Origin of the sequence: Vibrio azureus, from assembly GCF_002849855.1 — a bacterium.
Lineage (GTDB): Bacteria > Pseudomonadota > Gammaproteobacteria > Enterobacterales > Vibrionaceae > Vibrio > Vibrio azureus.
On the sequence record NZ_CP018616.1, the window covers coordinates 1,804,340 to 1,827,466 of the forward strand.

General features: G+C 43.1%; 16 protein-coding genes. 5 read left to right on the forward strand and 11 right to left on the reverse strand.

Translation table 11 applies throughout. The features are described from left to right. Positions 1-4 precede the first annotated feature (4 nt). Entirely contained in the window at positions 5-3,523 is a 3,519-nt protein-coding gene (locus BS333_RS08150; RefSeq protein ID WP_158297044.1) for an LruC domain-containing protein, read from the reverse strand. A gap of 328 nt (positions 3,524-3,851) precedes the next feature. Beyond that, complete coding sequence (locus BS333_RS08155; protein ID WP_021709079.1) at positions 3,852-4,235, reverse strand: hypothetical protein; 384 nt, start codon at positions 4,233-4,235, stop codon at positions 3,852-3,854. Positions 4,236-4,423: 188 nt separating this feature from the next. On the opposite strand from BS333_RS08155, the gene BS333_RS08160 reads away from it, so the two are divergent. Continuing rightward, complete coding sequence (locus BS333_RS08160; RefSeq protein ID WP_033003537.1) at positions 4,424-5,101, forward strand: DUF2982 domain-containing protein; 678 nt, start codon at positions 4,424-4,426, stop codon at positions 5,099-5,101. 164 nt (positions 5,102-5,265) lie between these two features. On the opposite strand, the gene BS333_RS08165 is transcribed toward BS333_RS08160, so the two are convergent. From BS333_RS08165 to gyrA, 9 genes are all read right to left on the reverse strand, one after another. Beyond that, positions 5,266-5,922, reverse strand: coding sequence for an MBL fold metallo-hydrolase (locus tag BS333_RS08165; RefSeq protein ID WP_021709081.1), 657 nt, complete (start codon positions 5,920-5,922; stop codon positions 5,266-5,268). A gap of 71 nt (positions 5,923-5,993) precedes the next feature. Continuing rightward, a complete protein-coding gene (gene mepK / locus BS333_RS08170) occupies positions 5,994-6,542 on the reverse strand; it encodes a peptidoglycan L,D-endopeptidase MepK (RefSeq protein ID WP_021709082.1) in 549 nt (182 codons plus the stop codon). Positions 6,543-6,750: 208 nt separating this feature from the next. Next, positions 6,751-8,616 carry a L,D-transpeptidase gene (gene ldtD, locus BS333_RS08175; RefSeq protein ID WP_021709083.1) on the reverse strand — a complete coding sequence of 622 codons (1,866 nt, stop codon included), beginning with the start codon at positions 8,614-8,616 and terminating at the stop codon, positions 6,751-6,753. A gap of 128 nt (positions 8,617-8,744) precedes the next feature. Beyond that, entirely contained in the window at positions 8,745-9,860 is a 1,116-nt protein-coding gene (locus tag BS333_RS08180; protein ID WP_021709084.1) for a DUF1513 domain-containing protein, read from the reverse strand. Further along, a complete protein-coding gene (locus BS333_RS08185) occupies positions 9,841-10,875 on the reverse strand; it encodes an imelysin family protein (RefSeq protein WP_021709085.1) in 1,035 nt (344 codons plus the stop codon). Before BS333_RS08185 ends, BS333_RS08180 begins: the two co-directional genes overlap by 20 nt. A 57-nt stretch (positions 10,876-10,932) precedes the next feature. Beyond that, positions 10,933-12,315 (reverse strand): di-heme oxidoreductase family protein, encoded by a 1,383-nt coding sequence (locus tag BS333_RS08190; RefSeq protein WP_021709086.1) that lies wholly within the window; start codon positions 12,313-12,315, stop codon positions 10,933-10,935. Between the two features lie 194 nt (positions 12,316-12,509). Beyond that, positions 12,510-13,790 carry an imelysin family protein gene (locus BS333_RS08195; protein WP_021709087.1) on the reverse strand — a complete coding sequence of 427 codons (1,281 nt, stop codon included), beginning with the start codon at positions 13,788-13,790 and terminating at the stop codon, positions 12,510-12,512. Between the two features lie 228 nt (positions 13,791-14,018). Further along, positions 14,019-14,618, reverse strand: coding sequence for a GTP cyclohydrolase II (locus BS333_RS08200; RefSeq protein ID WP_021709088.1), 600 nt, complete (start codon positions 14,616-14,618; stop codon positions 14,019-14,021). Positions 14,619-15,061: 443 nt separating this feature from the next. Further along, complete coding sequence (gyrA, locus tag BS333_RS08205; protein ID WP_021709089.1) at positions 15,062-17,713, reverse strand: DNA topoisomerase (ATP-hydrolyzing) subunit A; 2,652 nt, start codon at positions 17,711-17,713, stop codon at positions 15,062-15,064. A gap of 438 nt (positions 17,714-18,151) precedes the next feature. Between gyrA and BS333_RS08210 the strand changes: the two genes are divergently transcribed. The 4 genes from BS333_RS08210 (at position 18,152) to nrdA (ending at position 23,045) form a co-directional block, all read left to right on the forward strand. Next, positions 18,152-18,505 (forward strand): DUF805 domain-containing protein, encoded by a 354-nt coding sequence (locus BS333_RS08210; protein WP_021709090.1) that lies wholly within the window; start codon positions 18,152-18,154, stop codon positions 18,503-18,505. Between the two features lie 209 nt (positions 18,506-18,714). Then, the gene (locus BS333_RS08215) at positions 18,715-19,068 is read left to right on the forward strand and encodes a DUF805 domain-containing protein (protein ID WP_021709091.1); all 354 of its coding nucleotides are present in this window, start codon (positions 18,715-18,717) and stop codon (positions 19,066-19,068) included. A gap of 298 nt (positions 19,069-19,366) precedes the next feature. After that, entirely contained in the window at positions 19,367-20,074 is a 708-nt protein-coding gene (gene ubiG / locus BS333_RS08220) for a bifunctional 2-polyprenyl-6-hydroxyphenol methylase/3-demethylubiquinol 3-O-methyltransferase UbiG (RefSeq protein ID WP_021709092.1), read from the forward strand. Positions 20,075-20,762: 688 nt separating this feature from the next. Further along, positions 20,763-23,045 (forward strand): class 1a ribonucleoside-diphosphate reductase subunit alpha, encoded by a 2,283-nt coding sequence (nrdA, locus tag BS333_RS08230; protein WP_021709093.1) that lies wholly within the window; start codon positions 20,763-20,765, stop codon positions 23,043-23,045. Positions 23,046-23,127 lie beyond the last annotated feature (82 nt).

Consider the following 23,127-nt stretch of genomic DNA (forward strand, 5'->3'; position numbering starts at 1 on the left):
CCTGTTAGTTGGTGATGTTCAACACATTACCCATACCATTGCCATGCACGGTACAGTAATAACGCAAGCTGTCTGGCGCATCCATTGGTACTTGGAACTTCACTTGTGAACGCATGCTGCCCGCATCGCCACCGTATGACATCACTCCACTGGTGTACGGTTGGTCATCGGTAGTACGAATCGCTAATGGATGACCGGCATTGGTGCCTTCATGTTGTTCAAACACATAAGTGCGGCCACGTTGCAAGGTCAAGCTTGGCGCTTCTACCCCATTGAGGTAATACTTACCGCCCGACACTGTCACATGCATCACGCCGTTGTCACTGCCGTAGTAACCGTAAGACGCTTTACTTGGCGTGTACCAATCCGCAGATTGCGCACCACTGGTGGTCACAAAGGTTGGGAACTCAGGATAAGTTTGACTGATGTCTCGGTATTCCAGTGAGTGAGCCCAATCGTCGGTAATGATGATACCCCATGGCAATTGGTTGCTGTTACGGTAGTACACCGTGCCATCAGAGATGTCATCCCCTTGAGTAAAGAAGCTTGAGGAAACCGTATCCCCGACTGACGTCGGCGCTCGGTCTGCAGTGTGTATCTCAAACTCACGACCTAAACCACCACCTGGAGGCGTTTCACGCCAGCCACCGCCACCAAAGATGAAGGGGTCATAGCCGCCTGGCATTGAGCCCGTTTCAATAAAGGTCGACGAAGGCTGCGCACTGGCCAGTGGCATTTTCGCGTTAAAGGTAAACTGCACAGGCTCATTCAGACAGTGTGATTCGGTACGATGATAATCACATCCACTGTTAAACGTCAGTGCATTTTTCAAGTCGTTACTGGCTATCACGATAAGCTCAGTCGCATTCATATCCAGCATGGTGCCGACTTGTGTTTGATTACGGTAGAAACGTGAAGACGCAGCATCAACCATCGCACGGTCAATACCCGGGAAGTGCAAGGCAAAACCGTTGTTATAGCTTGCGCCATAAGCAGCTAACTGACCGACCACATCAACGCGGACCACATCGCCATTATGAGCGCTGCTCTCATGCAAAATCACTCGGTATTGCATCACCACGTCATTTAGGTCGTAGTCACCCATCATTGGCCAGTTATCTTCGAAGGCTGCAGTATACCAACCCGAAGCACTCGGTAAATAAACGTAGTTCACGTCACCTTGGGATACATTGACTGCGTAGTCCTCAACTTCACCACCCCCGCCAAAGCCGGTTGGGCCAAGGTCTGTCATCCCTGATACACGACAACGCATATAGGTACTGCCCAGCTGAGCATCAATCGGCACGTCCATCACAATGGTGTTGCTGCCATCACTCAGCGCATAATTTTTCAGGAACTGCTCGTCAGTATCAAATTGACCCGATTGGTTCCAATCCGTCCAACATTGCAGATACGCCTCGTCGCCACCTGTGTTCGCTAGCACTTCAATCACAGAGGCTTTACCGGTTTCAAATGGCGTTTGAATAACCACGCCGTCTTCATCGTTACTGCCTTCGTTGTCATCACCATCAGCATTGGTACTCGGGATACCATCTGGGTCGACATCCGATAAGGCGCTGCCTAGATACAAACCAGACGTCACAATATGTTTTGGACCATCATCCGCGGCTAACGTACCATAGCTTTCTGGCGCATCACCAAAATCAAAGTCATCCAGATTGGTACAAGTGTTATTCACCGAGTAAATACCACTCACGTTCAGGTTATTCGTTACACCATCTACGTCACTGGTTAGGGTCAAGTCTACGGTTTGGTCTAGATTACAACTGGCTGTATTGGCAACCGAATCAAAACACACTTCTGCTGCAGGTCCAGCAAAGTCAATATGAAGGGTAGGAGTCGTCGTTTGTACATTAACAACGGGGACTGCAACAAGATTGTATTTCAAAGAATCGTGGGCATTAAATGTCGGAGTATTAATGTCCAGTGTAAAGGTGGTCCCGGTTAAACCACTCAATACATCAACCGTTTGTAACAGGTTGCCATCACCGTCACTGAGTTCCAGTTGGACACTTGAATAGTCGCTGCCGGTGATATTTTCAATCACTACCGTTGACCAAGTGGTGACAGTAGCAGAGCCTGTCGCACAGTAGTTGTTTTTGGGTGTAATAGTGCCTAATGCTCGGCCATTCTTACAACCATCTGCCATTGAAGATGGCAAGGGTTCAATATTGGTATCTAATCGGAGACCGAAGGCTAGATTCAAATCGTGACCACCAACCCAAAGACAACCCGCGCTATCAATATGCACACCATATTGCCAATTACTTGGTATATCGGTAAATTCTATAATGCTTTCCGTGACCCAATTATAAGCATATAGATCATACCCTGTAGGCAAAAAGGTTATTTTCTGCCCCAGAGAATTAGTAAAATCATCGGTATAGCCATATAGACCTGCGAAAGCAAAGCTGTGAGGTGAGCTCTCACCCGTCGCAAGCGAAATACACTCCGATGAAGTCGAACCATAACAGACTTTATCTGGCTGTGACTGAGTATCATACGCCAAAAATAAACGCCCAGAGTTTGTAGGTGTATCTAACTCTGCAAGCGACCAAGGGCTATTACACAAGGCGTCGGTTTGTGTGTCCCAGCAAGCTAAGTGGGAATGGGCAGCGAAGTAGATCCTATGACCAATGGCAACAGAATCATTATGAGAAGATTGGGACAACGGTGTAGGAACACCAAGTTGTTTAGGGTACCCATCACAACTCGTGGCTAAATCTAGGCTAAAACAATAAATTTCATTTTTAGTTGTTGTGGCATAAATCTTATCTCCTACTCTCATTGGCCGGGAAGTCATATACCCATCATCACCGATAACTACGTCACCACATTGGGTATCATTCATCATATCCCAACAATTAATTCCGTAATATATTGGCTGCCAGTTAGCATCACGCCCGATACCATTTTGGTAGAGTTTATCGTCAATTTCATCAAAAAAGTTTAATTCCATAGTTGGTATAAAATGATTATCAAAACCGCCGAATGGAGAAGGCCTAGGGTAACCTGGACAAGCTTGGTTGGTTGGAATTTCATGACAATACAGAGGGGTTGGTTCGTTGGCATTATGGAAAACCAAAAAGAATCGGCTTCTATCTTTCGTCACAAAAGGGGTAACGCCATCGCCATTAATTCCAGAAATAACGATATCACCGATACTTAAAACCTCTTTAGAGGTAACATAAGGATTGAAATTATCAGCACTGACTGTAAAGCCAGAACTAGAACTGGAGGTCACCGTAAGATTATTCGGCAATTGTATCGAGCCAGCCACTAACTCATGGGCTCCGGGCAAACTTGCCGACATCGAAAATGAACCAATAGGTAAACTGCTGGTTGATAAATCATAAAAAGCCGCCCAACTTATTGGGTTCGGGGAGACTTGGTAATTCACCCCTCCCGCCGTGGTTTGATAATCTCCTTCCAGAGTAAGTGGGTTAGCCTGCACTGCTATCGGCAGAGCAAGGGAACATAACATCAGTAACCGTCTAAACATAAGTCTCTCCATTTTCCCCAAACTATCGCTAACATCCGACCAGTGATATCAATATCAATATCAATATCAATATCAATATGAGAATCTAGGCAACTCCAGCTGGGGAAAGTCGTATTCTTAGTTGTTTTTGTTTACATCAGGTGGGAGGGTGCATATTTGGTGCCAATGAAGGGTTGAGTAAATGAGCACCGAATGATTTTAGGATGAAGAGAGTTTAGAAATTAAAAAATGCCCCGAGATAAGCGAGGCATTGATTTTTTAGCGTATATACCCAAATGACCTCAAGAAGCTTCATTCAGATCGAGGTTACTTGGGTATAAATAAGCGATTACGCAGACTTATAAATCACTTTATTACCAGCGAGTTGCTCTTTTTGAACAAGGTTTTCATCAAGAAGTTTCTTAAGAGCACCACTTGCCCATGATGCTGCTTTTGCATCTTCTTGACCCGCTGCTAAACCAATACCTTTTGAGTTGATGCCTTCCGAGTTTGCTAAAACGATGTCTAGAACTTGTTGCTGTTTAGGAGTAAGTGCTACATTAGTTGTTGCCACTTTCTTCTCAGCAACTACTTGTTGAGCAGCAGTGTTTACTTTTTCTTTCTTAACAACAGGTTTAGCGACTTCGCTTTTTACCGCTTCTACGTTTGCAATTGTCGCTTTAATGCGTTTTTGCAGTTTCATCTGCACTTTACGCTTATGAGCAAGTCTCATTGAATGTTTCTCCAGTTCACCGCATCTCAAGGGATAAAAATTTGAAGCGCGTTTTATATCAAAATTTGCAACGAATTTGTAGGCTTTATCAGCAAAACAACATCAAAAATGCGAACATAAGGTAAGTCGACTACAATTTACACACCTCTATGGTACATATTTGACGTAAAGAGCTTATCTATAAATCAATGAAAACACTACATTTGATCCACTCTCACTTTGACCTTCATTCTAAGGTTGCAAAAATCCTGCTTGCACTCGCCATTGGTGCAACTTTACTGCTGATATTCCTTGCCGCAAGCTGGAAGCAAGCCATATTGTTCACTCTGCTTATGGCATGTTTCATCGGCTTTTCTGTTTTTATGGTCAAAAAAAGCCAAGTATCTTTCACCCTAACGGCTTCGCACTTTCAACAGCACTTGTTCAAAGGGGGGTGGGTAATACGTTGGAGAAATATTGAGTCGATTGGCATATGCAATTACCAACAAGATGGGTGGTATGAACCTTTACCTTGGGTTGGTATCCGTTTGAAAAGCTATGCGCCGTATTTAGATGCGATATGCCCGCGCATCGCAACCGACATCCTGCTCAATCAAAGAGCTTTATTGTATTTGGGCGCGAAACAAAATCATTGTGAAGAAAAGTTCGAAGACATCATTCTTGACTCTTCTTCCTACACAAGCCAAACCGGTCAGCACTATAAAGGTTTACAAGCCATGTTAGCCAACCGAATGAAACACCAAAGAGAGTTTTTCGGCTACGATATTTTTATTTCAAGCCAAGATCTTGACAGAGACCCCGAAGCCTTTGTCGGATTAGCTCGGCGTTATTTAGCTGCCGCCGAGCCTGATGGAGTGAGAGAATGAGTGCACTCTATGATGTAAGTGCGTTCAACAATGTCAGTCAGTGAAATAGGCTAAGTAAGTTAAACAGAGTAAATGCGTTAAATTAAGTCAGTACGTTCAATGACGATGGTACTTTCGACAACGACAGTACTTTCAATTAAAGAGAGTATCTTCAGTAACGATCGTTAAAACATCGGCATTTCGTCAGCAACAAACGGGTTCGTTTTGCGCTCATAACCGAAGGTAGACTGAGGCCCATGGCCAGGAATAAAGGTGACATCATTGCCTAATGGCCATAACTTAGTTTTTATTGAATTAACCAGTGTGTTGAAGTCACCTTGCGGGAAATCAGTTCGCCCCACGCTACCATTGAAGAGGACATCACCGACAAATGCCAAGCGAGCTTCTTCACTGAACAACACCACATGACCCGGAGTATGGCCCGGAGTATGAATCACATCTAAGCTTTGATGGCCAAATGTGATGGTATCGCCATCATTAAGCCATTTATTGGGCTCGAACGCCCTAGTGAGCGGGAAACCAAACATTTGGCTCTGCCCTTCTAACCCTTGAAGCCAAAAGTTATCTGCGTGATTTGGGCCGACAATGTTGACCGTGCCAAGCAATGCAGAAAGAGGCTCGGTCCCTCCCACATGATCCAAATGCCCGTGCGTTAATACAAGCTCCACAACCTCAACACCGAGTTGTTGAATGACCTGAGCCAGCTGTTGCTCATCACCTCCAGGATCCACCACAATGCCCTTCATGGTTTCATCACACCAGACGATAGAGCAATTTTGAGAGAAGGGTGTCACTGGAACAACCTGATATTTCAGAGCCATAGATTACCTATAATATTTTAATTTAAAGTTATTGCCGCCACTATGACACCAAGGCAGATTGACTGCAAGCCTCACCAAGAGCGCACAGCACCAGTATCAATGTGCACAAAGTTACTACTAGGATAATAGCCGACGCCGCCTGCTTTCAAGCTTAATGCAGCATCACGTACAGTAGACAGTTTCACTCCATCTAAGCGAAAGTCGATTGCACGTCCTTCCATATGCATACTTTTCTTCGCAACACCCGAAGAATTTTGTCTTAAGGCTGCATTAGTCAATGGAGAGCGGTAACCCGAAATAACAACAACTTCTGACTTAGAACCAACTAATTCCTGTATTTGACAAATTTGGTCAAATAACCTTCTGTCTAACGGGTAGACCTCATTTTTACGGTGATCTCGACAAAGGTGGTCCAAACGTTTTAACTCTTTATCAACGTAATTCAGGCCATCGAAATAATGAGCTTCCAAAGACTCCCCTGTATTTAAGCTATGCATGGCTAAAGTACGAGATGAACGTACTTCCGAAGCTAGAATCTGACTAGGGGTAACTGAAGCCAGCAGCACACCACCAGCACTCATTTGAAGGAACCCTCGACGGGAGATATTACGACTTAACATTTCAACAATAAAGCTCAATAATTGTACAGAACGCGGACAATAGCGAAGTGCAGCAAAATCGTCAAATTGAAGTCAAATGAATCGTGACGACCCTAACAGGAAAGACGCCTAACAACATGAAAAATAGACTTTTATTAAAATGTAACGTTTTATGATAGCTCTCTGAAAAGATAAATACAGAGAGCCATAAGGAAGGATAAAGCCGGAACTATAAAGATACTGAAGCAGTGTCATTTTTATCGTAATGGTAAATATCATCTCGATAGCTTAATTCACCATCTTCGATCAGTACCGTTTGATAAATGATATGCACTTGAACAAGCTCGTTGAGCTGTACCCAGTTATTTGCACGGCGCCCGCTACGACGCTTCTTAGCTAAACGTGCTTCTAGGCCTTGTGATTTAAATAATAACTCCGCCAGCTTATCTGCGTATTCAACTCTAACACAACCAGAACTGTAAGCTCGTCGATCAGTATTGAACAAACCTTTGCTAGGGGTATCATGTAAATATATCGCTTGTGGATTTGGCATATTAAATTTATACAAGCCTAGCGCATTATGGTTACCCGAAGACTGGCGCATGCGATAAGGGAAAGTGTTTGGGTTCACCGTTGCCCAGTTTATTGTCGAGGGATCAATCGCAGCCGAGGATTCCCAAGAGCGAATTACCTGTATGTTTTGTTTAATCAGATACATCGGGTTATTCTGCACCTTAGGAATGATGTCTTTCACCATGATCTTGCGCGGAACGTTCCAAGTCGGATTTAAGATTACTGAGTTAATCGTCCCTGTCATGATTGGTGTTTTTCTTGACTCCCTACCAACGATAACTTTCGATTGAAAAACAGGGCTACCATCATGCCAATAAGTGACACCGTAACTCGGTATATTGACAAAAACGGTGTTGTTTCGATCTTTAGACCAAATTCGAGAACGTTCCGAGTTAAGAGCTAAAGAGTGCAGTCTTTGCTGAGGAGAAGCATTAAGCCAGCTCAATGTTTTCGGGCCAATCACTCCATCTGTTTTTAATCCATGCATTTTTTGAAAGTCTTTAACCGCTGACTGCAAAACCTCGTCATACGTCGATGCCTGATTATCTGAAGCATTAGTATCTGAAGCATCAGGATTAGTGTCAGAAGCATCGGTATGCAACTCTTGAACATCCAGACTCAACTCTTCGATTTCTGTAACTTGATCTGTACCCGGGTGACCGGACGCCTCGACACCTTTGCTCGGTTCTGTCACATCGATACCGACAATCGCTAAGCGTTGAATTAATTTATCCCTTTCGAGCAGTTCATCGCCAACCTTCAACAACCCCTTTTGAGTGTAAAGCGGGATATCCTGCTGACTTTGCTCAATTAAGTCTGATACTGTCGTTTGAAAAACAGGCTCTTGTTGCAATGGTGATTTCAGACTGGCTAAGAATTGGTTGAGCTCTCCGTTATTCAGCGCATTAGAAAGCCGGTTGAACATGTCCTGACCGACAGGAGGAAGAAACGCTTCAACTTTATTAGAAAACAACCACTCTTTTCCATGTTCTGGTAATTGCTCCAGATAGCTGAGGTACATCAACAAAGAGTCTGTCATCACAAGATCAATATCGGAACTATCACCTCTTCTGCGAACTTGTTCAATGCGCTGGCGCTGATGTGCAAACTCTGAGGTAACACCGGCAAAAGCCACTTGCTGCATTTGGGACATCAGAGCTTCTACGCTTTTTTCATTGACCCAGTGAAGTTGGTAATTCGTATTCTGATACAATTCATCAACTAAGCTCGGAAAATGAATCCTTTTTTCTACCGCTAGTGAGGCGACCGCACCTTTTGCTTCGGCTTTAAAAGAGTCATCAGAAGCTTCAACTAAAGAAGAGCGATCTGAAGAAGCACTCTCTGTCAATGAACCATCCGTAAACGAACTATCTGTCGAAGAACTGCCTGTAAAAGAACTGCTTTTATAAGAATCAGTTGCAGAAGAAACCTCTGTAGAAGCGCCGTCAAGAGAAGAAACGACAGCTGAAAAGCTGCAAAACGGCACCATAAGTGCCGTTATTATGAGGATTTGGGCGTTCATTGTATCGTTCCTTCCTTAATTTACCGTAAAAAACAGTATGGCAAATATTTCAGAGGATGCTGCTTCAAAGTTAAGACTTCGTGCATCCGAAAGGAAATAAATATAACAGACAAAGTAAGTAATTGAAATTATAAAATAATTTTAGCCCAATGATTATCCCAAATAATATCATTAGACCGGTGCTCTTTAACTGACGGTGGGTTATGGCTGATTACGCCCCCACTGCCAGAGCTAACTCTAAACTCATTACCATAAGTTACAACGCCTGATGCATCAGACAAGGCATTCAGTTCGACAAGCTGGCCGGTTTCTTTCGACCATATCCCATAGCAATTGCCTGGTGGCGAGGTGGCGAGCACCCATTTATCCGTTGCAGCGATACTTGCAATATAATGATTAAACCTCGCCCATTGCTCCGGTTCGGCCTTTAATGGCGTAAAGTGTTCCCCTCGTCGATGAATGGCAATAAGCGCTGGATAATCGTCAGGGTCTCCTCGATACTGCTGTCCACACAGTATCGCTTCACCACCATCATGCGCTAAATGCCGAATACTCAATTTTTTATCAGGCATAACAACCTGTTCTAAAACATCGCCACTTTGAGAAAGATAGGTCAAGCTTGGGTTCATGGTGTCGAGATTAAGCGGAGTACGCCCATAGGTGTGAACCCCTCCGACGCCAACCGCTAAAACACCATTAGGCTGCATAATAATTTCATGTGGCCCAATACCAAAGCCGGTCAGTTCATCAATTTTTTTGTACTGTTGATGGGCGTCATAAACACCGATGACACCCTGGCTCGTGCGATTCTGGCCTTCCGTTGCAAATAATGTACTGCCATCATGGGAGAAAACACCGTGGCCGTAATAATGACGATCAGGTCTGGCCTGTTGTAACTTTAAGACTTGCTGTGTTTTATAATCAAAAGCCATAAAATAAGTGCCAGGCCGCCGACCAAACACCACTGCATGGCCAAACTGATTTGTTGCAACGCCGTGCCCTCGCTCTGGAAGCGGTAGCATCGACAGTGGTTGCCCATACTCATCCGCTATAACCGCTGCAAATTTATTACGGCCAAGGATCGCACACCCAATTAAAGCGGCTTGATCTGAAGTATCTGGGGTTGAGGAACGAAGGCTGGAAGCGATTGATGCTCCTACAGTCGGAATAAAAGGGGCGCTTATACCAAATAACGCCGCCTTCAATAGCTTTCGCCGAGTTTTATCAGTCACCATCTGTTGCATTGAACCCTATGACCACGCCCAGCTCTATCGCCACTTCCTCATGGATCAAGTACTTTAATTGCTCAAGTTTATTATGCAGCGATAACAGATTTCGATACCCCTCTTTGGTTTGAATTATATCGAACACATTACTCTCTTCAGGCCAAGTTGATAACGTTCTTTCAAATTGATTCACAATGCGATCGGCCATTTTTTCATGACCTGTCGTTCGGAGTAACGCATCTAATCCCCCTTCGTTCGCAAGGTAAAGCGTATTCAGACTGAGTAAATTGGCTTTTAGGTTGTCTAGAGATGTTTTTGAACGCCAGGATTCTGAAAAGTACGCTCTTGGTTTGCCAATCTTAGCGAGTGGTCGACCGAGCTTTTTCATGCTGTATTCAAGTTGGTTGGACAGTAAGGAAATATACTCCGAGTGCCAAGCTTTCTCAGATAGAGTCTGCCATGGGTTCAGAAACCATGCTTGTGCGATCGTTTTGGCGTTGTTGTTTAAGTTGCTTGCGATTGCAATTCCTATTTTGCATGCATAAGTATTACTCTGCAGGTTCGCTGCCGAATCATACAACAGCCATTCAATCGCACCAAGCCCCTGAACAGTAACGCTTTGCTCCGCTATTTTTTCAGCAGACCAAAGGGTGTCACCTTGGGTGAGTTCAGTCATCTTTCGGCCCGTTGTATTTTTTTTATCAGGCCAAAATTGAACATTCCATCCTTGTTCAATCGCTTGAGTTGGTCCTCTCTCTTGGCCTTGAAGTGACATCCATGCCAACATCGTTTGGTGCCATTGCTGCTTTAAGCTTGATAAATCTCTATCAGATCCTGCACAGTAAGATTCAAACTCGGTTTCTAGATTTTGAGTTTGCGAGAAAAATTGTTGTGCGAAATGAAACTCGGTTTCATAAACGGCTTGTGATCTGTGTGTGGTTTGTTCTGGTTGCTCGTCCGTTTTCAGATTCGGCTGACAACCCACTAAGCTTATCACCGCAATCAGCATGCCTAGTGAAGGTACGTTTACCATTATTTTTTCCTACAAAGAATTTAAAATTGTTTCCTACAAAGAATTTAAAATTGTTTCCTACAAAGAGTTTAAAAAGGCAATTAAAGACTCACGCTCTTTTTCATTGAGTTTCAGTACATTTTGTTTGGCTTTTTCAGCCTCGCCACCATGCCATAGGATGGCTTCCATCAAATTTCGAGCCCGGCCATCGTGTAAGAAATAGGTATGGTTATTCACTTCTTTGGTGTAACCAATTCCCCACAGTGGCGCAGTTCTCCATTCTTGACCGTTGGCAAGATATTCTGGTCGTCGGTCCGCTAGCCCTTCTCCCATATCATGGAGTAAAAGGTCGGTATAAGGGTGAATTGTCTGTTCTGACAAAGCAGGGAGAGAAGGCCGTTTTGCCGTTTTAACACTGGGCTTATGACAACTTTCGCAGCCTGATTGAGCAAAGATGGCTTCTCCCTGTTTCACTGATGGTTGCGCCATATTGCGTCGAGCTGGAACCGCCAAATGTTGACTGTAGAATTCGACAAAGTTGAGAATCTTTTCACTCACTTCTGGCTTTCCACCACTTGGCATATCTTGACAAATCGACTGATTTTGGGTGCAGTTTTCATTTGGGAATAAATCACTCGTTAGACCAAGATCGCCATTGAAAGCCGCGGCATTTTGCTGCATTAAGGTCGGCATACCCGCTTTCCAACCAAATTTCCCTATTGCAAACTGATTTTTTTCAATATCCCATACCTTGTTTGTTTTCCCTGAAATTCCGTCTTTATTGCTATCCTCTGCATCAGACCACTCGAGTAAAGTGCTGTCGGGAATGCTTTCCAGAAGTCCAAGGCCAATCATTGGTGGCGCAACTCGAGCAGAAAATTGAGTATCAGGATGCATGGTACCGTAACCCAGTTCTGTGATCTTCAGGTTTGGCTTTCTTAAATAGACAATCGTGCCATCTTTGAATTGCACCGGAAACTCTGTGTAACTGATATTAATTTTCCCTTCTGCCTTTTGATTAGGTAAGGCGAAATCTTGCAATTGCCCGCCATAAGTTGGCTCTGGGATAAGACCGTCACGGATATACGCCATTTTTTGTTCTGGAGTCATTGCCGGTATGCTCAGGCGAACCAGCATAGACACAGCATGCGAATCATCGCGTTCAGGTGGGTGACCTCGGCCATCTTTTATATGGCAATTTTGGCAACCGTTGGTATTAAATAATGGACCTAGACCATCCCTAGCGTCGGTTGAAGCCGGTGCTTGCACCCAAGGATTTCTAAAGAAGCTATTTCCGACGCTGAAATCAAGCCGCTTACTCATTGGCAAGTTTGCAGCAGGTAAAGAGAAAGCATTCGCACCCTCTTTTTTTACACTGGTTTGCCCGCCAGATTTAACCCCATAAGCAATGGATGTAGCGGAAAAAAGTAGGAGAGTGGCAGAAACTAGATAAGTTTTCATATTATTGCTCTATTAATACAAAAAGATCGATAACAACGAGCTCGGAATAAAAAGGGGCTCTATTTGAGCCCAAACCATGTAACTATGTCCAAATGACCTCAAGATGCTTGATTCAACTCACTCAGACGCAGACCTTTGAAATAACTGAAGTTTCTTACCCCTAGGCGTAAAGTTCCAGCCATTTATCACGACGATTAAAATTCATGATCAGCCGTATCTGGGCTCAGGCTATCAATGCCTACCAATTTTGCCGCTTCTTCTATCGCGCCAGTTTGAGCAACTAATGACATGATGGTCGTATTAACAAGTGCATTACCTTTCGCATTACCCGCCGAAATCAGTTGGTCGAAATGCTCTCCCTTCTGCTCTGCAGATATGACTAATTCTCCAACTTGTTTTAGCGCCGTATTGAAAGTATTGAATATTTTCTGTGCCGCTTGCTTATCTTTTTGTGCAACCAAGTCTGCAATACTTGGACCTTCCATTTTACTGCCATCTAAACGCTGGTAACTTCCGGTATAAACGTTATAGATTCCTTGTTCATTGTAATAGTGAGAATTATGGGTATTATCTGAGAAACAGTCATGCTCGTCTTCAGTAGAGTTGGCTTCTAATGCCACTTTCATTCTTTCGCCAGCCAATTCGCCTAAAGAGAGCGAACCCATACCAAAGAGCATCTTACGTAAACCGTTATCAACCGATTCATTCAGTAGTTCTTGACGGTAATTGCCTTTCTCCTCTTTAGACCACTGCTTTTCCATCCACTCTAGATCTTGAACAAGCAATGTTGCAGCCGCTTTTAAGTACTCTCCACGGCGGTCACAATGACCATTTGTACACTCAGCACCGATAACAAAGTCGGTGTAAGCACGTTGACCAGCACCCGCATTGGTGCCATTTAAGTCTTGTCCCCAAAGTAAGAACTCGATTGCGTGATAGCCTGAGGCAACATTCGCTTCTGAGCCGCCGATTTCGTTGAGGTCGGCAATTAACTCAGGGGTTATCTTAGAGGTATCGAGGTTTGTATTACCGACTTTAATGCTTTTGTTGGCGATAATATTCGCCGCCGCACCTTCATTGCCCAACTCAAACTGATAGTCTGTAGTGACATAATCAATCAAACCTTCATCTAAAGGCCATGCATTAAGCTGCCCTTCCCAGTCGTCTACGATAGCATTACCAAATCGATAAACCTCTGATTGCTGGTATGGCACACGCGAATCTAACCAGGCTTGTTTCACGGCTTCGAAGTTTTTTGCGCTAGGGGCAGAAACAAAGATGTTTACTTTTTGCTCCAATGCTTTTGCAGAAGTAACAGAATCGGCAAACACAGCATGGGCAATGTCTGTGTAATACTCAACAACTTGCTGTTTTGTCACTACCTTTTGTTCAGTCACATCCTGAGAAGAAACAGGGCCACTGAGGACAAGTAGTGATCCTGAAATAGAGAGGGCTAGAATTGATTTTACATTCATCATAAACATCCTTGTGGGAGTATTGTATTGATCTTAATTGCTAGTGCTAATTATTCTTATTTACACCATCAATTGCGTGATGATACTAACTTATGACTCGTTTGCAACTCTAAGATACAAAAAAAGCCTCATATCAATGAGGCTTGCAGGTAATTTGATCAATTTATATCCAAGTTAATTCAAGCATTTGATTCACTGCATCTTGAGATGACTTAGGAGTAGCGTCTATTAATAGACCTTTAAACGGTGGTTACCATGAGCAACTTTAGCTCGAAGATAGTCTTCATTACCCTCTTTGATATGTGCAGAGGTGTTTACTACCTCTTCGATATTGATACCAAAGCTTTTAAGTTCATTGATCTTTTTAGGATTATTCGTTACCAATCGAATATCTTTGACCCCTAGCGCTTGAAGCATTTGTGCTGCCTCAGTAAAATCTCGCAGATCATCACCAAAACCTAGGTGGTTGTTCGCCTCATAGGTATTCATGCCCTGGCTTTGTAAATGGTAAGCATCAATTTTATTATAAAGACCAATTCCACGCCCTTCCTGTCGGAGGTAAAGGATGATACCGCCAACCTGGCCCATGCGCTCAATCGTTTCTTCTAGCTGCTCGCCACAATCACAACGCGAAGAATGGAATACATCGCCTGTCAGACACTCAGAGTGCATTCTAACTAGAGGTGTGGCCTGTGTTTTATCTGCTTTCTTAAAGATAACCGCAACATGCTCTTTGTTAGTTGCAAGTCCACGAAACGATAGAAGTTCAGCTTCTATGTTACTGTTAACTCCAACTTTAAAATTTATCCTGGCTCTGACTTCCGCCATAACATTACTCACTTGAATCGTTACTTTGTATACCTAAATGCACATACCGCATGCTTTGTTGGTCTCAATATGGGTCTGAATAACACATTTTTCAACACTGCAGCCATAATAAAACTTACATGCACTCTTAATTTTTAGTCCTGCGTAACCTCAAGATGCTGTGTACTACGGACGATTTGAGGCCACTTGGATATAGCAATGCAGTTATAAACTCAATGCACTGCCATGACGTTTTACAAATGTTATAATATAACATTTCACAGCAACTACAATACCAACGACAACAAATTTATATTATTCTCAAAATTGTTAATAAAATACCCTATCATATACGCAATCAAGTACCTTGAGTTCAATAAACAACAAAGCCGAGCATAACGCTCGGCTTTAATACTAAATGCATCTTCCAAAAATCACATTACGTAAAGTCGGGGCATTACTACTTAGTCCGCACCTTCTTCACTGGAAGTGTCATCCGAAGCGTCGCTGTTATCAGATTTATCAACATTGACTTGCGTCTCTTCACCAGTTGGTGACTCCGCCTCTTCACCTTCTGGCAATTCAACTTCTTCGACTTCATCAATCCTCTGCAATCCAACCACGGATTCATCTTCTGCAGTTCGAATTAAGGTCACGCCCTGAGTATTACGTCCAACTTGGCTGACTTCAGAAACGCGTGTGCGCACGAGAGTACCAGCGTCGGTGATCATCATCATCTCGTCACCTTCTTCAACTTGTACCGCACCAACCACTGGACCATTACGCTCAGAAACCTTGATTGATACAACACCTTGAGTTGCACGGCCTTTCGTTGGGTATTCCGCTAACTCAGTACGTTTACCGTAGCCGTTTTCAGTAACCGTTAGAATATCGCCCTCGTTAGCAGGAACGATCAGAGATACCACTTGGTCATCATCGGCAAGCTTCATACCGCGAACACCTGCCGCTGTACGACCCATGGCGCGCACTTTATCTTCACTAAAGCGAACCACTTTACCTGCTTTAGAGAACAGCATAATGTTGCTTGAACCAGTTGTAATGTCGACACCGATTAAAGAGTCATCATCACGCAAGTTTACTGCGATGAGGCCGTTTGAACGAACATTGGCAAACTGATCAAGTGAAGTCTTCTTAACCGTACCATCACCTGTCGCCATGAAGATAAATTTATCAGCAGAGAATTCATCAACAGGAAGGATCGCGGTAATGCGCTCATTATCTTCAAGAGGAAGAATATTGACGATCGGTTTACCACGTGCCGTACGTGTTGCCTGAGGCAATTGGTAAACTTTCAAACGATAGGTTTTACCGCGAGTAGAGAAACACAGAATATTATCATGTGTATTAGCAACCAGTAGACGTTCGATGTAATCTTCATCTTTCATCTTCGTGGCACTCTTACCTTTACCGCCACGACGTTGCGCTTCGTAATCGCTTAGAATTTGGTACTTCACATAACCTTCATGAGACAGCGTTACGACTACATCTTCACGAGCAATAAGCTCTTCCATGTCAATATCATGGATTGCTGATGTGATTTCAGTACGACGCTCATCACCAAAGGCATTACGCACAACTTCCAGCTCTTCACGAATGATTTCCATCAAACGCTCTGTGCTAGCAAGAATGTGCATCAGCTCTGCGATTTCATCTAGAAGAGCTTTATACTCATCAAGGATCTTCTCGTGCTCAAGGCCAGTTAGCTTATGTAGACGTAGATCTAGAATAGCTTGTGCTTGAGTTTCGGTTAGGAAATATTGGCCGTCACGAATGCCGTATTGCTCTTCTAGCCATTCTGGGCGAGCGGCATCGGTACCAGCACGTTCTAGCATTGCTGCTACGTTACCTAGGTCCCAACCACGCGCTACAAGACCCGCTTTTGCTTCAGCAGGTGTTGGAGCATTACGGATAAGTTCAATGATTTCATCGATGTTTGCGAGTGCCAGTGCCAATCCTTCAAGAATATGGGCACGTTCACGAGCCTTGCGTAATTCGAAAATAGTACGACGAGTAACCACTTCACGGCGGTGATCAACAAAACATTTCAACATCTCTTTCAAGTTGAAGAGCTGAGGTTGGCCATTGTTTAGCGCAACCATGTTGATACCGAAAGTCGTTTGCAACTGAGTTTGTGCGTATAGGTTATTTAGAACCACTTCGCCCACTGCATCTCGTTTACATTCAATGACAATACGCATGCCGTCTTTATCAGACTCATCGCGAAGCGCACTAATGCCTTCTACTTTCTTATCTTTTACTAGCTCAGCGATCTTTTCGATCAAACGAGCTTTGTTGACCTGATAAGGGATCTCAGTGACGATAATGGTTTCTTTACCATTCTTCTCTACTTCGATATCCGCTTTTGAACGCATGTAGATTTTACCGCGGCCAGTTTTGTACGCGTCTACAATGCCTTTACGACCACTAATAAGAGCTGCCGTTGGGAAATCAGGACCAGGAATGTAATCCATCAGTTCATCAATAGTGATTTCTTCATTATTGATGTATGCAAGACAGCCATCGATCACTTCGCCAAGATTATGAGGCGGGATGTTGGTTGCCATACCTACTGCGATACCAGAAGCACCGTTGACCAGTAAGTTAGGAACTTTTGTTGGTAAAACCGCTGGAATCTGTTCTGTACCATCATAGTTAGGTACATAATCAACGGTTTCTTTATCTAGATCAGCCAAGAGTTCATGGGCAATTTTAGCCATTCGAACTTCGGTATAACGCATTGCCGCAGCAGAGTCGCCATCGATCGAGCCAAAGTTACCTTGACCATCGACCAGCATATAACGAAGTGAAAACGGCTGAGCCATACGTACGATGGTATCGTACACTGCACTATCACCATGTGGGTGATATTTACCGATAACATCGCCGACAACACGGGCAGATTTTTTATATGGTTTGTTCCAATCGTTGCCTAGTACGTTCATCGCGAATAAAACGCGGCGGTGTACTGGTTTTAGGCCATCACGCACATCTGGAAGAGCACGACCCACGATGACAGACATCGCATAGTCTAGATATGAACCTCTAAGCTCATCTTCAATGTTTACGGGCGTGATCTCTTTAGCTAAATCGCTCATAGAGCCATTATCCCTCTATATTTCAGATCGTATTAACGATACGTGTAAGGTGCAAAAATATAACACACAATTCGCCTTCGGGGCATCACTTTCCCGCTGGTTTTATCATGTTGTGAGCTTGGTTAGGGCTTAAATGAAGATAATTTGCTCACTCTACCTGTAGCTTTCTGATAATTGTTTACATTTTCATCATAATAGCGCAAAAACCTTCCTTTGACTAAAAGTCATACGATAGGCATGAATAAAAGACCTCTTTTGGAGAAAGGACAAACCTCGTTTCAATGGCTAACTTTTAGCCAATACAACAAGATTGACTCTAGAGTAAATTCGAACTCATCAACTATCTAATTAGTTAATTTATCTAGTTATTTAGTCAACATTATTACGCTTAATCATATATAATGAGTTCATCTAAATATCGACTAAAGTAATATTAAAATGAAACATGTTTTATTCTCTTTTGAAGGACGCATCAATCGTACACAATATTGGTTAGGTGCCTTATGCATGCTAGTACAAGTAATTGTTTGTTTCGGCCTTTTGACAATGACCTTTGATACTCAAACGAATACGCCAAGTGCAACAGGTTACATTATCCTATGTATCTTCTCCATTTTTAGCACATGGCAATCGCTAGCTCTATACATCAAACGCTTTCATGACCGCAATAAAAGTGGTTGGTGGGTACTGATTTCGCTTGTGCCTATCATTGGTGGCTTTTGGCTACTGATTGAAACTGGTTTTTTACCAGGAACAGAAGGTGATAACCAATTTGGACGCATGCCAAAATAATCCTTCACAATCCCCGGATGAGTTCAAAACACTTACTCCATGAGATTGTTTGTACTTTCCCTAACAAAAACGAGCCTCGTGCTCGTTTTTACTTTTTGCACCTGAAATTAACTGTCTAATTAGTTAATTTATCTAGTTATTTAGTCAACATTGTTATATCTATTTATATATAATACGTCCGTATAAATTCCTACCAAAGTAAGCCTAAAATGATACATACTTTATTCTCCTTCACAGGACGCATCAACCGTACGCAATACTGGATAGGTCAATTCTATTTGCTGGCTCAAGCAATTTTATGTTTTGCCCTTTTAACAAAGCACTTTGACACGGACAACAATACACTTAACTCTACAGGTTTAATGATTTTTTTCACTTTCATCGTTGTTTGCTCATGCCAATCGTTAGCTATGTCCATCAAACGCTATCATGACTGCAATGTAAGTGGTCGGCGGGCGCTGATTGCGCTTGTGCCTATCATTGGTATTTTGTGTGTCTTCATTGAAAATGGCTTCTTGCCGGGCACAAAAGGTGATAATCAATTTGGTCGCATGCCAAAATAACCCTTCCCAATCCACGGATATGTTCAAAACACTAACTCCATGAGATTGCTTGTACTTTCCCGAACAAAAACGAGCCTCGTGCTCGTTTTTACTTTTTGCACCTGAAAGCAAGAAAATGCCTCTCTTCTCATGCTCCAATGTTCCTGATGTACCAATTCATTTTGAGAACCAAAGTTCAGACTCTTTGTGCTACAAACTCATCGACTTTTCCTCTACAACCAAAGAATCCGTTTTAACGTACTCTCCGGTTAGAGTATAATCACGAGCTTTGAAAGACGATTTGTGCAGCGATATCAATATGACCAATAAACAAAATGTTGACCCTAACGAAATAAAGAAATTCGAAGACATGGCTTCTCGTTGGTGGGATTTAGAAGGTGAGTTCAAGCCACTTCACCAAATAAACCCATTGCGTCTAAATTACGTTTTGGACAAATCCGTAGGGTTATTTGGTAAGAAGGTTCTTGATGTCGGTTGTGGAGGCGGAATTTTAGCAGAAAGCATGGCACAACAAGGTGCCGATGTAACCGGATTAGATATGGGCAAAGAGCCCTTAGAAGTCGCTCGCCTACATGCTTTGGAGACCGGAACCGAGCTTAACTACATTCAGAGCACCATAGAAGAGCATGCAGCGACCCATGCTGGCACCTACGATGTGGTCACCTGTATGGAAATGCTTGAGCATGTTCCAGACCCACTCTCAGTTATCCAGTCATGTTCAGCCTTAGTTAAACCAGGCGGCCATGTCTTTTTCTCAACGCTAAACCGGAATGTCAAATCTTACCTTTTCGCCATTGTAGGGGCAGAGAAGTTGTTAAAAATTGTTCCTGAAGGCACTCATGATCACGATAAATTCATTAAACCTGCTGAGATGATGAAAATGATTGATCATACCGACCTCACCGAAATGGGCATCACGGGCTTGCTCTACAACCCCATCACCGATAGCTACAGATTAGGCAATAACGTCGACGTTAATTACATCGTACATACGATTAAGTACTAAAGCATCGACTAAACAAGGTAGAGACTAGCGCTCCCTAACGAGCGCTTAAATGACGAGCCTAGAAGAACAGCATTATTTCCGTCACCGCTACTCTGTGTACAAACCCTCTTTCCAACTGAATTCTACGCTTTCACTTTTATTCAATTCATCTGTCATCATTCGCTCATATTCTAGCTGCTATAAACAGGGGAATTATGAAAAAACGTGTAGAGGAAAACCACACAATTTTACGTGTTTTTTGCGAATGAGATCACATGCATATCAGACTATTTTCACGACTGTTATTAATAAAAATCAAACACCTAGATGTATTTTTGACCAATCTGTTTTTAGCGAACAAAAATCTATAAAGATCAAGGAAAATATTTTTACATGCGGTTATTTCTAAACCAATCTTCAAATTGCCCTTTTCCCTAATCAAGTCAGCCCTTTTCTCATCGGTTAGTATCCACTTACTGTTTTTTTTTATTTGAATAGTTATCCACAAGTCATCCCAAGACTGTTCCTTGAAAAAAATGACGAACAGCACTATCTTGTAAGTCGAGAACAAATTAACCCCTATATGTTGTGTTTAAACTACAATTTATAGGCAGCTTTTGATTATTTAGTCGTCATAAATTTCATAAGTATTGAACAAAAACAAGTAAAAACACGGCTTTTATCAGTTTTCTTAGGGAAATAAAGCATAATGAACCAACAACTTACCGTTACTAAGCGTGATGGCCGCAAAGAGAATATCGATCTTGAGAAAATTCATCGAGTTATCACTTGGGCAGCCGAAGGTCTACATAATGTGTCTGTGTCGCAAGTTGAGTTGCGTGCTCATATCCAGTTTTACGATGGCATTACCACTTCAGACATTCATGAGACTATCATCAAGTCTGCCGCTGACCTGATTTCTGAAGAGACTCCGGACTATCAATACTTATCTGCTCGCTTAGCGGTTTTCCATCTTCGTAAAAAAGCTTACGGCCAGTACGAGCCGCCAGCTCTTTATGATCATGTTTCACGCTTGATTGATTTAGGTAAGTACGACAAGCACATCCTCGAAGATTACTCCAAACAAGAGCTCGATGAACTTGATGCGTACCTTGACCACAAACGAGATCTCAACTTCTCTTACGCTGCAATCAAGCAGTTAGAAGGTAAGTACTTTGTGCAGAATCGTGTATCCGGTGAGATATATGAGAGTGCTCAGTTCCTATACATACTTGTCGCGGCTTGTTTATTCGCTAAATACCCAAAAGAGAATCGTCTTGATTATATTAAGCGCTTCTACGACGCGACTTCGACGTTCAAGATTTCTTTGCCAACACCGATTATGTCTGGTGTTCGTACGCCTACGCGTCAATTTAGCTCGTGTGTCCTAATTGAATGTGGAGATAGCCTTGATTCTATCAATGCCACAGCAAGTTCAATCGTACGCTATGTTTCTCAGCGTGCGGGTATTGGTATTAATGCAGGTCGTATCCGTGCTTTGGGCTCAGAAATTCGCGGTGGTGAAGCTTTCCACACTGGGTGTATTCCTTTTTACAAGTACTTTCAAACTGCGGTTAAGTGCTGTTCTCAAGGTGGCGTTCGCGGCGGTGCAGCAACTGTTTTTTACCCTCTTTGGCACGGTGAAGCGCGTTCGTTACTGGTACTAAAAAATAACCGTGGTGTAGAAGAAAACCGTGTTCGTCATATGGATTACGGTGTTCAACTGAACAAATTAATGTATCAGCGCCTAGTCGAAGGCGGCAATATCAGCCTGTTTTCTCCATCAGATGTACCAGGCCTGTATGATGCCTTTTTCGAGAATCAGCAAGAGTTTGAACGCCTTTACGTACAATACGAAAACGACCCTTCAATCAAGAAAGAGTCGGTTAAAGCCATTGAAATGTTCACTCTGCTAATGCAAGAGCGTGCATCAACAGGCCGAATCTATATTCAAAATGTGGACCACTGTAATACACACAGCCCATTCGATTCGGAAGTGGCGCCAGTACGTCAATCAAACCTATGTCTTGAAATTGCTCTACCAACCAAGCCATTAAAGAACGTTGAAGACGATTCAGGTGAAATCGCACTTTGTACACTGTCTGCCTTTAACCTTGGTGCCATTAAATCATTGGACGATTTCGAAGAATTATCGGAGTTGGTTGTTCGTGCTCTTGATGCCCTATTAGATTATCAAGACTACCCATTACCAGCCGCTTACAAGTCAACCATGAACCGCCGAACTCTAGGCGTCGGTGTGATTAACTTTGCTTACTACTTGGCTAAAAATGGTGTTAAATATTCTGATGGCAGCGCAAATGGTCTAACTCACCGTACCTTTGAAGCCATTCAGTATTACCTACTCAAAGCTTCTGTGGCATTAGCAAAAGAGCAAGGTGCTTGTCCGCTGTTCCACGAAACAAATTACGCGAAAGGCTTGCTTCCTATCGACACTTACAAAGCAGATGTCGATAAGATTTGTGAAGAAGCTCTGCACTATGATTGGGAAGGTCTTCGCAAAGACATTATGGAACACGGTCTACGTAACTCAACACTGACCGCTTTGATGCCTTCAGAAACTTCGTCTCAGATTTCTAATGCAACGAACGGTATTGAACCACCTCGTGGTTATGTGTCGGTTAAAGCATCGAAAGACGGCATCCTAAAGCAAGTGGTTCCTGAATTCTCTGAGCTCAAAGACAACTATGAACTACTTTGGGACATTGGTTCAAACGACGGCTATCTGCACCTAGTTGGGATCATGCAGAAATTCGTTGACCAAGCAATCTCAGCGAATACTAACTATGACCCGTCTGGTTATGAAAGTGGCAAGGTACCAATGAAGAAACTGCTCCAAGATCTTCTCACTGCGTATAAGTATGGTGTTAAAACGTTGTACTACCACAACACACGTGATGGCGCGAAAGACGATCAAAAAGATGCAGTTCAACCGCAAGATGAAGATTGTGAAGGTGGCGGCTGTAAAATCTAAGCCACTATCATTGACAATTTAAGTAGTAAAAATTATTGAATACCTCCTCATCTTGGGGAGGTCTAAAAGGAATTGAGGCATT